General features: G+C 63.9%; 7 protein-coding genes. 2 read left to right on the top strand and 5 right to left on the bottom strand.

What is annotated here, in order from left to right; genetic code table 11:
- Positions 1-46: 46 nt before the first annotated feature.
- Positions 47-2,353, bottom strand: coding sequence for a xanthine dehydrogenase family protein molybdopterin-binding subunit (locus tag AC1DX6_RS19665; protein ID WP_477316282.1), 2,307 nt, complete (start codon positions 2,351-2,353; stop codon positions 47-49).
- A gap of 155 nt (positions 2,354-2,508) precedes the next feature.
- On the opposite strand from AC1DX6_RS19665, the gene pepN reads away from it, so the two are divergent.
- Together pepN and AC1DX6_RS19655 are read left to right on the top strand one after the other, a co-directional pair.
- Positions 2,509-5,154 carry an aminopeptidase N gene (gene pepN / locus AC1DX6_RS19660; RefSeq protein ID WP_477316280.1) on the top strand — a complete coding sequence of 882 codons (2,646 nt, stop codon included), beginning with the start codon at positions 2,509-2,511 and terminating at the stop codon, positions 5,152-5,154.
- A 310-nt stretch (positions 5,155-5,464) separates the two neighbouring features.
- Complete coding sequence (locus AC1DX6_RS19655) at positions 5,465-7,786, top strand: PAS domain-containing sensor histidine kinase (RefSeq protein ID WP_477316278.1); 2,322 nt, start codon at positions 5,465-5,467, stop codon at positions 7,784-7,786.
- 48 nt (positions 7,787-7,834) lie between these two features.
- Here AC1DX6_RS19655 and AC1DX6_RS19650 read toward each other — a convergent pair whose 3' ends face one another.
- The 4 genes from AC1DX6_RS19650 to AC1DX6_RS19635 all read right to left on the bottom strand — a co-directional run bounded on the left by AC1DX6_RS19650 (position 7,835) and on the right by AC1DX6_RS19635 (position 13,594).
- Positions 7,835-8,317, bottom strand: a complete 483-nt coding sequence (locus AC1DX6_RS19650) for an EF-hand domain-containing protein (protein WP_477316276.1) — start codon at positions 8,315-8,317, stop codon at positions 7,835-7,837.
- Between the two features lie 151 nt (positions 8,318-8,468).
- Positions 8,469-11,435 carry a bifunctional [glutamine synthetase] adenylyltransferase/[glutamine synthetase]-adenylyl-L-tyrosine phosphorylase gene (locus AC1DX6_RS19645; protein WP_477316274.1) on the bottom strand — a complete coding sequence of 989 codons (2,967 nt, stop codon included), beginning with the start codon at positions 11,433-11,435 and terminating at the stop codon, positions 8,469-8,471.
- The gene (locus tag AC1DX6_RS19640; RefSeq protein ID WP_477316272.1) at positions 11,435-12,913 is read right to left on the bottom strand and encodes a sensor histidine kinase; all 1,479 of its coding nucleotides are present in this window, start codon (positions 12,911-12,913) and stop codon (positions 11,435-11,437) included. Before AC1DX6_RS19640 ends, AC1DX6_RS19645 begins: the two co-directional genes overlap by 1 nt.
- A gap of 6 nt (positions 12,914-12,919) precedes the next feature.
- Positions 12,920-13,594 carry a response regulator transcription factor gene (locus AC1DX6_RS19635; RefSeq protein ID WP_477316270.1) on the bottom strand — a complete coding sequence of 225 codons (675 nt, stop codon included), beginning with the start codon at positions 13,592-13,594 and terminating at the stop codon, positions 12,920-12,922.
- Positions 13,595-13,674: the final 80 nt, after the last annotated feature.

Raw genomic sequence — 13,674 nt, 5'->3', positions numbered from 1 at the left:
GGATGATCGGACAGTATCTCGGCCGCTTCGCCCCTCGGCCTCGCCGTCACTGTCTTGTTGCCTCCTGGATCGTCGCCCAGATACGCGCCGGCGATGCCGGCATGTCGATGTGCCTGATGCCATAGGCGCGATGCAGCGCGTCGGTCACGGCGTTGAGCGCTGCCGGTGTCGCGCCGATCGTGCCGGCTTCGCCCGCGCCCTTCATGCCAAGCGCGTTGGTGGTCGAGGGCACGTTGCGGGTTTCGAAATGGAAGAACGGAAAATCGTCGGCGCGCGGCATGGCATAGTCCATGAAGCTCGCCGTCAAAAGCTGCCCGTCCTCGCCATAGATGGTCTCCTCGGTCAGCGCCTGGCCGATGCCCTGGACGACGCCGCCATGCACCTGGCCGGCCAGCAGGATCGGGTTCACCGTGACGCCGAAATCGTCGACGATCGTGTAGCGGACAATGTCGGTGGTGCCGGTGTCGGGATCGATCTCGACCTCGCAGATATGGGTGCCGTTCGGATAGGTGCACTCGTCCTGGACGAATTCACCAAATCCCTTCAAATCGTCAGGGTTTTTTGCCGCCTTGGCGATGCTGGCAAAATCGATCGTGCGGTCGGTGCCGACAATGCGGGCAACGCCGTCTGACAGTTCGATGTCGCCGGCCGAGGCTTCCAGTTCGTCGGCGGCGATGCGCTTGATCTTGTTGGCCAGATCCTCGCCCGCGCGGGACGCCGATACACCGCCAAGCGGTATGGAGCGCGAGCCGCCGGTGCCGCCGCCGGCCTTCAGCTCGTCGGTGTCGCCCTGACGGACATGGATCTTGTCGATGTCGAGATGGAGCTTTTCCGAGAGGAACTGCGCATAGGCGGTGGCATGGCCCTGCCCGTTGGTCTGGGTGCCGATCTTCAGCGTCACCGTGCCGTCGCCGTTGAGTTCGACGAAAGCCGGCTCCGAACCCGGGAAGGCGCAGGCCTCGATGTAGGTGGCCATGCCGAGGCCGCGGATCTTTCCAATCGCCTTCGACTGCGCCAGCCGTTCGGGAAACGCTTTCCATTCAGCCTGCTCGATGGCGCGGTTCATGTGGCCTTCGAACTCGCCGGTGTCGTAGAGACGGCCGGTCTGGGTGCGGTAGGGGAATTGCTCGGGCCGGATGAAATTGCGCCTGCGGATCTCTTCGACCGGAAGCCCCAGATCATGGGCGCAGGCGTCAACCAGCTTTTCCAGCAGGAACGCCGCTTCCGGGCGGCCGGCGCCGCGATAGGCATCGACCGGGCAAGTGTTGGTGTAGAGGCCGGTTACCGAAACGTCGAGCGCCCTAATATCGTAGACGCCGGTCGACATGGTGACGCCGATATAGGGGATGAACGGGCCGTATTGCGAGACATAGGCGCCGATATTGGCGAGCAGATCGACCTTCATGCCGAGAAAGCGGCCGTCCTTGTCCAGAGCCATTTCGGCGGCCACGACATTGTCGCGGCCGTGCGCATCGGTGAGGAAATGCTCGGTGCGGTCGCTGGCCCATTTGACCGGGCGGCCCAGACGCTTTGCGGCCTCGAGTACCAGCGGATATTCACGATAGACAAAGGCTTTCGGCCCGAAGCCGCCCCCGACGTCCGGCGTGATGACGCGCAGCTGGTCCTTCTTGATCTTGAACAGGTCGGCCAGGATGTACTGCATGGAATGCACGCCCTGCGATCCCGTGGTCAGCACGAAGCGGTTCTCGTCGGCCTTCCACTCACCGATCGCCGAGCGCGGCTCCATATAGTTGCAGACCAGCCGGTTGTTGATGAATTCGACGCGGCTGACGATGGCGGCCTTGGCGAAAGCCGCCTCTGTCTTCGCCTTGTCACCCATGTGGTAGGTGAAGGCGCGGTTGGAGCCAAGCTCCGGCCAGACCAGCGGCGTGCCTTCGGCAAGCGCCGTTGCCGTACCGGATGCGGGATCTTCGCCGTCATAGTCGACATCGATCAGTTCGGCCGCGTCCTGCGCCAGCGCGCGGCTGTCGGCGACGACGAAGGCGACAGCATCGCCGACATAGTTGACCCGGTCGCGGCACAGGATCGGGATGTCGCGGGTCGGCGCCCTGGTGCCGTCCGGCTGCTTCTGCATGACGCCGGATTTCAGACTGCCGAGATGGGGGAGATCCGCACCGGTCAGCACCAGATGGACGCCGGGCGCCGCCCTGGCGGCATCGAGCGAACCGATGGTGAAGGTTGCCTTGGCCACCGGCGAGCGCAGGACATAGCCGTGCAGCAGGCCGTCCGGCCGGATATCGTCGGTATAGCGGCCCTCACCCTTGATAAAGGCCTGGTCTTCGCGACGCAGCACAGAAGCGCCCATGCCGAATTTCGGTGTGACCACGGTCATGCATGCCTCACGATGATGATGGGAAAACGAACGCCTGAAATAGGCATTGCCGCAGTTTTGTCGAGGGACCGTTTCGTGTAAAGAGCGCGGACTTCAACTTTTTTGGACCAGCGGACACACTTTCCGCCACGGAAATCGACAGGAAAACCTAGGGAATGCGTACCGATACCGGCCAGGTCTTCAAGCTTGAGGACTATCGCCCCAACGATTATCTCATTCCGGAAACCAACCTGACTTTCCGCCTTTCGCCAGAGGCAACGCGCGTCATCGCCGTGCTGACGATCGAACGCCGCGACGGCGTCGCGGCGTCGGCACCGCTGCTGCTGGACGGCGACGGGCTGACGCTCATCCGTGTCGCCATCGACGGCCACGAACTCGCGCCGGCCGATTTTCTGGCCACGCCGGATCAGTTGACCATCCTTCGGCCACCGGCAGCGGACCGCTTCCAGCTGCTCATCGAGACCGAGCTGGCGCCGGCGCGCAACGAAGCCCTGATGGGCCTCTACCGCTCCAGCACTGTCTATTGCACGCAATGCGAAGCCGAGGGCTTTCGCCGCATCACCTATTTTCTCGACCGCCCCGATATCCTGTCCGTCTACACGGTGCGCATCGAGGCAAAGCGCGATGAGGCGCCGCTGCTTCTCTCCAACGGCAACCCGGCGGACAGCGGCGCGCTTGCCGACGGCTGGCACTATGCTAGATGGCATGACCCCTTCCCAAAACCGTCCTATCTGTTCGCGCTGGTGGCCGGCGCTCTTGGCAAACTCGCCGACAGCTTCGTCACTCAGTCCGGCCGCACGGTCGACCTCGGCATCTATGTCGAGCCGGGCAAGGAACGGCTCGCCGGCTACGCCATGGATGCGCTCAAACGGTCGATGCAATGGGACGAACAGGCGTTCGGCCGCGAATACGACCTTGATGTCTTCAACATCGTCGCCGTGTCGGATTTCAACATGGGCGCCATGGAGAACAAGGGCCTCAACATCTTCAACGACAAATATGTGTTGGCCGACCAGGAGACCGCGACGGACGCCGATTTCGCCAATATCGAGGCGATCATAGCGCATGAGTATTTCCACAACTGGACCGGCAACAGGATCACCTGCCGCGACTGGTTCCAGTTGTGCCTGAAGGAAGGGCTGACGGTCTTTCGCGATCACGAATTCTCCGCCGACCAGCGCTCGCGGGCGGTCAAGCGCATTGCCGAAGTGCGCACGCTGAGGGCGCACCAGTTTCCCGAGGATCAGGGGCCGCTGGCGCATCCGGTGCGGCCGCGTCGCTACCGCGAGATCAACAATTTCTACACGGCGACGGTCTACGAAAAGGGCTCGGAAGTGGTGCGGATGATCCGCACTATCCTCGGCGCCAAGACGTTCCGCGCCGGCATGGACCTCTATTTCGAGCGCCATGACGGCGAGGCGGCGACGATCGAGGATTTTGTCAAGGTCTTCGAGGATGTCTCCGGCCGCGACCTGTCGCAGTTTTCGCTGTGGTACCATCAGGCGGGTACGCCCAATCTGACGGTCAGCTCGACGCACAATGCGGCGGCGCAGGAATTCATGCTCGAAATCGAACAGTCGGTGCCGCCGACGCCGTCCGAAAGCCGCAAGCGGCTGATGCACATCCCACTAGCCTTCGGTCTGGTCGGCGCCGGCGGCGAGCCGGTTGCCTGGCGCGGCGTCGAAGGCGCCGCCGTCGAAGACGGCGTCATCCATATCCGCAAGCGCCGGCACATGGTTCGCTTTTCCGGCGTTGCCGAGCGTCCGGCAGTGTCGCTCAATCGTGGCTTCTCGGCGCCGATCACACTTTCGGTCGAGCAGAAGGCCGACGACCAGTTCTTCCTGGCCGCCCATGACAGCGATGCCTTCTCGCGCTGGCAAGCGTTCAACACGCTGCTGACCGATGCGCTGATCGCTGCCTTCCGCCAGATCCTTGGCGGCAAGCGACCCGAATTCACCGCCCGGCTGACCGGGCTTGCCGGCAAGATCGCCGGCGACGAGACACTAGAGCCCGCCTATCGGGCGCTGGCGCTGTCGCTTCCCGGCGAGTCCGACATTGCCCGCGACATCGGCAGGAGCATCGACCCCGACGCCATTTTCTCAAGCCGCGAGGCGCTGACGCTGGCGATCGCCAAGGCGAACCGACAAAGCTTCGCCAGCCTCTACGATCGCCTTGCCGACGACGGCCCGTTCAGCCCGGACGCAGCAAGCGCCGGGCGACGGGCGCTGCGCAACATTTTGATGGACTATCTCGCGCTGCTTCCTGGCGGTGCAGCACTTGCCGCCGGCCATTTCCGAGCCGCGACCAACATGACGGACCGCGCCGCCGCCCTCACCGTGCTGGCGCACCGCCATCACGGTGCGCCCGAGGCGATCAAGGCGCTGGCGGATTTCGAGGCGAAGTATGGGTCCGATGCACTGGTCATGGACAAATGGTTCCAGATCCAGGCCGCAGTGCCGGGTCCGCAAACGGCCGACGCGGTGCGGGCGCTGACCAGTCACCCGGCCTTCTCGATGGCCAATCCGAACCGGGTACGCTCGCTCATCGGCACGTTTTCCAGCGCCAACCAGACCGGCTTCCACCGCGCCGACGGCGAAGGCTACCGGTTCTTTGCGCAGACCGTGCTGGAGGTCGAAAAACGCAACCCGCAAGTGGCCGCTCGACTGGCGACGGCGCTCAGGTCATGGCGCGCGCTCGAACCCGGCCGCCAGGCAAAGGCCAGGGAAGCGCTGCTGGCCATCGCCAAGGGCGAAAACCTGTCGGCCGATTTGCGGGATATCGTCGAGCGGACGCTGGCTTAAGGTATGTCGATATTCAGGTGATGCCGGCCTGCAAATGGCTGATACCTGCGCTTCCGGTGCTCACGTACTTTGAGTACGCTCCGCTCCGGTTCTCGGTATCAGCCATTTTCGACTCGGCCTGACCTGAATCTCGGCACACCTTAGGTTGGCGCCGAGCACGGCAGCTGGAAACGCCGCTATTTCAATAAATTTTTAATCTTTTTTGGCCGCGCCTATGGACAAGGCGAATCACCTTTGATTCTTTACAGACGATTCGGACGTGCGGTGTTGCCGGGTCGTCAAGCGTACGGAAATTCGGGGAGTGCCATTTATGGCCAAGGCGGACGCGTGGGGCGCGCCCGAAGGGACGGCTTTTGAACGGCGCGAGGCGCGAGGCGACGGTCTCGCCGGCAACACGCGGCTCATCGCCGAACCTGCCTACCGGCGGCTGCTGGCAGCCGAGCCGCTGCTGCGCCGATCGATACCGGCTCTCATCGTCACCTTTCTGATCGTCATAGCGGCGCTGCGGTTCCTGTCGTTGATGAACGAGCGCGACGACGTCGAGCGCGACGCCAAGGCGATCCTGTCGCTGGCCGCCGGTCAAATCGCCAGCGCGATCGCCGCCGATCCGAATGCCGCATCCGGCACCGCCCAAGATCTTCTGGAGAACACCAGCCGCCAGGGCGCGATGGGCCGAAGCCATGTGCTTGCCATCACCGACGGCGCCTTCAAGATCGTAGCGGTGTCGCCACTGACGACAGGCTGGCAGGGACGGTCGCTCGACGGCCTCGTCCAGGGCGGCCAGCCGCTGTTCATGTTCGGCGACCGGGCCGGGGTCATGAATGTCAGCATCGGCGGGCAGGACTGGTTTGCCGCCGTCAGCCTGACCAAGGACCGGAAGAATGCCGCGGCGGTGCTGGTGCCGCAGGAAGCGGTCTTCGAGACCTGGCGCAAGACGGTCTCGCTCAACGTCACCCTGTTCGTGCTGACGGCCGGCGTGCTGATCATCATCCTCTACGCCTATTTCGGCCAGGCATCGCGCGCCCAGACGGCCGACCGCATCTATCTCGAAGCGCACCAGCGCATCGACATGGCGCTGGTTCGCGGCCGCTGCGGCCTGTGGGACTGGGACATGGTGCGCGGCAAGATGTACTGGTCGCGCTCGATGTACGACATGCTGGGCTATGAGCCCTGTGACACCATGCTGTCGTTCGGCGAGGTCGATGAGATCATCCATCCCGAGGATGGCGACCTGTTCCAGCTCGCCAACCGGATCGTCGAACGCGAGATCGATCACATCGACCAGGTGTTCCGCATGCGTCATGCCGACGGACAATGGGTGTGGATGCGCGCCAGGGCGCAAGTGATCGACCCGGAAGCGCCGGAGATCCAGCTAATCGGCATCGCTGTCGACGTCACCGAGCAACGGCACCTGGCGCTGCGCTCCGAGGCGGCGGACCTGCGGCTGCGCACCGCCATCGAGAACATCAACGAATCCTTCGTGCTGTGGGATGCCACCCAGCGGCTGATCATGTGCAATTCGAAATACCAGCAGGACAACGGTCTGTCGGACCGCGACGTCATGCCAGGCGCCTCGCGCGCCGTACTGGAAGAACGCATGCTGGCTTTTGCCTCGGAGCGGCGGCTTGCCAACAGCAATGGCCCGCAAGGCGGCGCCACCTTCGAGCGGCAGCTGGCCGATGGCCGCTGGCTGCAGGTCAATGAATTGCGCACCCGCGACGGCGGCACCGTCTCGGTCGGCTCCGACATCACCCAGATCAAGCTGCACCAAGAGAAGCTGGTCGACAGCGAGCGCCGGCTGATGGCGACCATCCACGATCTCAGCCTTGCCCGGCGCGCCGAGGAAGAACGGGCGCGCGAGCTGGTCGAGCTCAACCGCAAATACATGAAGGAAACCGAGCGCGCCGAAGCCGCGAACCGTGCCAAATCCGAGTTCCTGGCCAACATGTCGCACGAATTGCGTACGCCGCTGAATGCCATCATCGGCTTTTCCGAACTGATGGAACAAGGCCTGTTCGGGCCGCTCGGCTCATCGCGCTATGAGGAATATGCCACCGACATCAACGGCAGCGGCAAGTATCTGCTGGGCGTCATCAACGACATCCTCGACATGTCGAAGATCGAGGCCGGCCAGTTCTCGATGGATCGCGAGGAAATCGACCTCTGTCCGCTGATCCGAGAGACGGTGCGCGTCGTCTCGCTGCAAGCGGCGGAAAAGTCGATCACGGTGGAAACCCGCATCGCCGATGCGATGACGCTGTTCGCCGATCGCCGGGCGATCAAGCAGATCGTCATCAACCTTCTGTCGAATGCGGTGAAGTTCACCGGCCAGGGCGGCCACATATCGGTGCGCGCCCGCAACACATCCGGCGCGCTGGTGCTGACCATCGAGGACAATGGCTGCGGCATCCCGAAGGAGGCGCTCGGCAAGCTCGGCCGGCCGTTCGAACAGGTGCAGAACCAGTTTTCCAAGAGCCATGCCGGTTCTGGCCTTGGCCTTGCCATCTCGCGCTCGCTGGCCGAGCTGCAGGGCGGCGCGCTCAAAATCCGCTCGACCGAAGGCGTCGGCACGATCGTGTCGGTGCGCATACCGGTCAAGAAGTCGACGCAGCTGGTGAACGCCGCCGCCTGATCCCGACATGCCTCCGGCGGCTCGCGCCGCCGGAACTCTTGTCAAGATTTACTGCATGCCGTCGTCGCCGTCGTCGCCACCGTCCCATTGGCGGTGGCCGCGGCGACCGCCTTTCGGCAGCTCGCTCTTTTCGATCTTGCCGTCATTGTTCTTGTCGAGCATGGCAAAGACCTTCTTCTCGCGGCTGGTGATGTCGTCGGTCGTCAGCGTGCCGTCGCCCTTCGAGTCGTAGCGGGCGATGATGCGCTTGGCCATCTGCTCGAAGCGCGCTTTCTCCAGCGCGTCGGCAAGCTGCGCCACGGTCAGTTTGCCGCCATTGTCGGCGACGATCTTCTTCAGCCGATCGTTCATGGCGTCGGAGAACTGGTCGAAGGTGATGGTGCCGTTGGAATCCCTCATCGCCTTATCGAGACGCATCATCATGCCGTGACGCGGCCCGCCGCCGCCATAGTGTTCGTCGGCATAGGCCACAGAGCCGGCGGCGCCGGCAAGGGCAACGAAAGCGAGGGCAAGTCTGGTTGTCGTTCTCATGGTCTTCTCCTGTTGCATCGTCACCCCCGATGCTAGAGCGGCGGATTTTCATCCCACCCCTCTATCTCTTTGTTCGAGCATCTGAATTTCCCAAAACCGGTTTCCACCTTTGGGTCCGATGCTCTCGAAACACCCGATCAGGCCTTAGCCGTCACGGCCGTTTCGCCCGAAGCAGAAGGTCAAATTCCTTTCTGACCTTTTGCGACGTCTCCTTGAGGTGTGCTTCCAGCACACCGAAATCCGGCAGGTCAGTCACCGCCAGAAGCAGATCCGACAATCCCGGCGGAACGTCGTCGCGTTCGAATGCGCCGGTAAGGCAAAGCCGCGTCATCTGGGTCAGCGCCAGATAGAGTTGATAGGCTTCGCAAAGCTCTTGCCTGACATCGGCCTCAGCAAAATCCGGGACCAGGTGCGACAGGATTTCGCCGGTGGCGGTCAGCCTTCCGCCGGCTTCGACCTGGCCGGTGATGACCGCCACCTGCGCGATGAATTCGAGGTCGATGAGGCCGCCTGGGGTCAGCTTGATGTCCCAGAGATCGCGTGGCGATTTTTCCTTCTCGATCAGCGCGCGCATCTCGGATGCCTCGGCCTTCACCTTGGCGGCGTCGCGCGGCAGGGCCAAAAGTGCCGTCACCTCGGCCTCGACCTCGGCGCAAAGGGCGGCCTCGCCGCCGATGGCGCGGGCGCGTGCCAGCGCCATATGCTCCCAGGTCCAGGCTTCCTGGCGCTGGTACTTCTTGAAGGCGTCAACATGGGTGGCGACCGGCCCCTTGTTGCCGGATGGCCGCAAGCGCAGGTCGAGCTCGTAGAGAACGCCCTCAGCGGTCGGCGCCGAGACAGCCGCGATCAGACGCTGTGTCATCCTTGTGTAGTAGTGCGACGGCGCCAGCGGCTTGTGGCCGTCGGATTCCTCGGCATCCGCGTCGTGGTCGTAGAGCAGGATGAGGTCGACGTCCGAGCCGGCGGTAAGCTCACGGCTGCCGAGCTTGCCCATGCCGAGCAGCGAAACCGTGCCGCCGGCGATGCGGCCGTGGCGCAGTGCGAATTCGGCTGTCACCGCCTGCAGTGCGGCGTCGATGGTGAGGTCGGCGAGGTCGGAAAAGGCACGGCCGGCACGGCTCGGGCTGATCGAGCCGGCGAGCAGGCGCACGCCGATCAGGAACTTCTGCTCGGAGGCAAAGATGCGCAGACGGTCGAGCACATCCTCATAGGCCCGGTCACCTTCGATGAAAGCCGCCAGCCGCGCGGACAGATAGGCTCGATTGGGCAGTTCGTTCAGCAGTGCCGGATCGAGCAGGCCGTCGAAGACATGCGGACGCTTTGTGATGATCGCCGCCAGCCGGGGCGCGGCGCCCATGATGGTCGCCATCAGTTTCAGGAGAGCGGGGTTGGACTGCAGCAGCGAAAACAGCTGGATGCCGGCCGGCAGACCGGCGAGGAATTCGTCGAAGCGCACCAACGCCTCGTCGGCCCGGCGCGTCTGTCCGAAGGCTTTGAGCAGCGCCGGTGTCAGTTCGGTCAGCCGCTCGCGCGCCTCGGCCGACTGGGTGACGCGGTAGCGGCCGAAATGCCAGCCGCGGATGACGCGGCAGATGTCGCTCGGCCGCTTGAAGCCGAGGCCGTGCAAGGTCCGCAGCGTGTCGGGATCGTCGACATCGCCGGTAAAGACCAGATTTCCGATGCCGGCCGACAGTTCCGGAGCGGTTTCAAACAGCGCCGCGTAATGGCGCTCGACTTCATGCAAAGCCGCGCGAAAAGTTTCGGAAAATTTGGCGGCATCGGCAAAGCCCAGCATATGGGCGATGCGCTCGAGCCCCTCATCGTCGTCCGGCAGGATATGCGTCTGCTCGTCGGCGACCATCTGAATGGCATGTTCGACGCGGCGCAGAAACCAGTATTGGCGGGTGAGCGTATCGCGTGCATCAGCGGTGATCCAGTTGCGCGCCGCCAGAGCACCCAGCATCGGCACGGTCTCGCGACCGCGAAGCTCGGGAAAACGGCCGCCGGCAATCAGCTGCTGGGTCTGGACGAAGAATTCGATCTCGCGAATGCCGCCGCGACCGAGCTTGACGTTGTGGCCCTTCACCGCGATTTCGCCATGGCCCTTGTGGGCATGGATCTGGCGCTTGATCGAATGGACGTCGGCAATCGCCGCATAGTCCATGTATTTGCGCCAGATATAGGGCTGCAATTCCCTCAGGAAGGCCTCACCCGCAGCCAGATCGCCGGCCACCGGCCGCGCCTTGATCATGGCGGCGCGCTCCCAGTTCTGGCCGCGCGCCTCATAGTAGCGCAGGGCCGCCTCGACTGGAATCGCCAACGGCGTCGACCCGGGATCGGGACGCAGCCTGAGATCGGTGCGGAAGACATAACCGTGTTCGGTACGGTCCTGCAGGATGCGGACCAGCCGCCGGGTCAGGCGCGCAAACAGCTCGGTTGCGTCGAGCGGATCGACGATTGCCGGCGCGTCGGGATCGAAGAAGACGACGAGGTCGATATCGGAGGAATAATTCAGCTCGTACGCGCCAAGCTTGCCCATGCCGAGCAGGATCCAGCCGGACTGCCCAGCAGGCCGTTCGGGGTCGGGCAGCTTCAGCTTGCCTTGCCCATGCGCGTCACGCAGCAGGAAATCGACGGCGGCGCGGGTGCAGGCATCGGCGAGATCGCTCAGCCGCCGCACCGTCAGCGCCGTCTCGGCCGCGCCGGCAAGATCGGCCAGCGCAATGAGGACATGCGCTTCCGCCTTCCATTGGCGCAGTTCCATCATCAGGCTCGATTCCGAGACGGTGTCAGTGCGCGACGCCTCGCCAATCGCGGCCAGGATCGTAATCAGCCGGGCCTCGACCGTCTCCTCGAACAGCGCATCGAGTATTTTTGGGCGGCGGCGCACCGTGTCGCGCAGGAACGGCGACAGGTCGAAGACGGCGGCGAGAAAATGCTGGGCGGCGCCCTTGCCGGCCAGGAATTTCGTCAGTCGCGGCAAGTCCTCTTCCTGGGCGGCGGACGCGATCTCCGACAGTTTGCGCCGGGCACGGCTCTCGTCCAGCGGCGCGAGCCTTGCTGCCGGCTTCAACAGCCAGTCCGTTTCGATCCGTTGCACGACTGCCCTCACCGCCATCAGTGGTCCTCCCGTTCGGGAAAACTCATGATCACGGACAATCCGGGATTTACAGGCAGAAGATCAAGCCGTCCGTTGTGGAATGTCATGATCGCTTTGGCGAGGCTCAAGCCAAGGCCGGAGCCCGGCTGCGAACGGCTTTTCTCCAGCCGCACGAAACGCTCGGTCGCCCTGGCGCGGTCGGCATCGTCGGGAATGCCGTGGCCATTGTCGGTGACGGAGAGCCTGATCTCTCCGACGACGCGCTCCAATGTCACGCGCACGGTGGGCTTGTCGGTCGCGTCGGTCGAGTATTTGATGGCGTTGTCGACGATGTTCGACAGCGCCTGGCCAATCAGCTCGCGGTTGCCGTTGACGGCGAAGTCACCTTCCACGGCGGTCTCGATCGCCACACAAGCTTCCTCCGCCACCGGCTCATAGAGCTCGACGACATCGCGCACGGCAGCCGCCAGATCAACCCGGTTGGTGCTTTCGGAGGAATAGCCTGCCTCCAGCCGCGAGATCATCAGGATGGCGTTGAAGGTCTTTATCAGCTGGTCGGACTCGGCAATCGTGCCTTCAAGCGCCTGCCTGTAGTCTGATGTCTTGTGCTTGCCGGAAAGCGTCGCCTCGGCGCGGTTGCGCAGCCTGGTCAGCGGCGTCTTCAGATCATGGGCAATGTTGTCGGAAACCTGCTTCAGCCCCTCGTTGAGCGTGGCGATCCTGGCCAGCATGGAATTGAGATTCTCGGAGAGACGGTCGAACTCGTCGCCGGCGCCGGTGACCGGCAGCCGGCCTGTGAGGTCACCGCCCATGATGCGACGGCTGGCCTCCGACACGCTGTCGATGCGCTTCAGCGCCGCGCGGCCGACGAAGAACCAGATCAGCAGCCCGCCAAGCCCCATCATGCCCAGCGCCAGCGTCAAGGCGCGGCGGATGACGGCGCGGAACCGCTCCGGCTCGCCGAGATCGCGTCCGACCAGCATGATCATCTGGTTGGGCAGCCGCAGCACCAACGCAATGGCGTTGTGGCCCTTCTCGCCTTCCACCTGCGCGTCGTTCGGGTCGGATGGCATTGCGTTCTGGTCAGCCGCCGCCGGGTTGCGTTGCCGCTCGAGTTCGCCTTCGCCGAAGCGGCGGTAGGAGAAGGGCTCGGTTGTCCAGCCGTCGGTCTCGAGCACGCCCGGCTCCAGGCTCTGCACGTTGCCGGTCAGGATCTGGCCGTTGGCATCGGCGATCAGATAGAGGTTGGCGCCGGGCTGGCGGGAGCGCTGCTCGACCACGCGCACCAGCACCGGCAGGCCGCCGCGCTGATAGGCATGGGCGAGACCGAGCACTTCGTCGTTGATGGTCTCCTGCGTCTGCGCGGTCAGCATGCGCGCCGACAGCGAGGTCATGTAGAAGACCAGCAGCACCGCGCAAAGGGCGAACAGCAGGAGATAGAGCGCCGAAAGCCGCGCTGCCGTTGTCTTCATGATGGCGGGCATGGACAACGCCATGGGGCTTTAGCCGCCCTTCAGCATATAGCCGGCGCCACGAACCGTATGCAGGATCGGCTTGTCGAAGCCCTTTTCGATCTTGCCGCGCAGCCGCGAGATGTGAACGTCGATGACATTGGTCTGCGGATCGAAATGATAATCCCAGACATTTTCGAGCAGCATGGTGCGCGTCACCACCTGGCCGGCGTGACGCATCAGATATTCGAGCAGCCGGAACTCGCGCGGCTGCAAGGTGATCTCGGATGCCGCGCGGCGAACCGAATGCGACAGACGGTCGAGTTCGAGATCGCCGACCCGGTACATGGTTTCGGCTTCCTTGGCGCTGGCGCGACGGTTCAGCACCTCGACGCGGGCGAGCAGTTCGGAGAAGGCATAGGGTTTGGTCAGATAATCGTCGCCGCCGGCGCGCAGGCCGGTGACCCGGTCGTCGACTTCGCCGAGCGCCGACAGGATCAGCACCGGCGTCGTGTTGCCCCTGGAGCGCAGGCCAGCGATGACCGACAGGCCGTCACGGCGCGGCATCATGCGGTCGATGACCATCACGTCGTAGTCGCCGGCATCGGCAAGCGCAAAGCCGGTTTCGCCGTCGCCGGCGACATGGGCGGTGTGACCGGCCTCGCCAAAGGCTTTCTGCAGGTAGTCGGCCGCCTCGCGATCGTCTTCTATGACGAGAATCTTCATCGGGCCGTTATACGCGATTTCGCTGGAAGATTGAGTGGCCGGCATATGGATTGTGGCCTTCACTGAATGTTGCCCCAAGA

Source organism: Mesorhizobium sp. P2_C4, from assembly GCF_056404575.1.
Note: the sequence above shows the minus strand (reverse complement) of the source record. Positions and strands in the feature narration are given on the sequence as shown.

Bases quoted from the DNA above. Each gene is read 5' to 3' on its own strand.
- AC1DX6_RS19645 (WP_477316274.1), bottom strand. From the start codon at position 11,435: ATGGCGGTGAGGGCAGTCGTGCAACGGATCGAAACGGACTGGCTGTTG.
- AC1DX6_RS19640 (WP_477316272.1), bottom strand. From the start codon at position 12,913: ATGGCGTTGTCCATGCCCGCCATCATGAAGACAACGGCAGCGCGGCTT.
- AC1DX6_RS19665 (WP_477316282.1), bottom strand. From the start codon at position 2,353: ATGACCGTGGTCACACCGAAATTCGGCATGGGCGCTTCTGTGCTGCGT.
- AC1DX6_RS19650 (WP_477316276.1), bottom strand. From the start codon at position 8,317: ATGAGAACGACAACCAGACTTGCCCTCGCTTTCGTTGCCCTTGCCGGC.
- AC1DX6_RS19635 (WP_477316270.1), bottom strand. From the start codon at position 13,594: ATGAAGATTCTCGTCATAGAAGACGATCGCGAGGCGGCCGACTACCTG.
- AC1DX6_RS19655 (WP_477316278.1), top strand. From the start codon at position 5,465: ATGGCCAAGGCGGACGCGTGGGGCGCGCCCGAAGGGACGGCTTTTGAA.
- pepN (WP_477316280.1), top strand. From the start codon at position 2,509: ATGCGTACCGATACCGGCCAGGTCTTCAAGCTTGAGGACTATCGCCCC.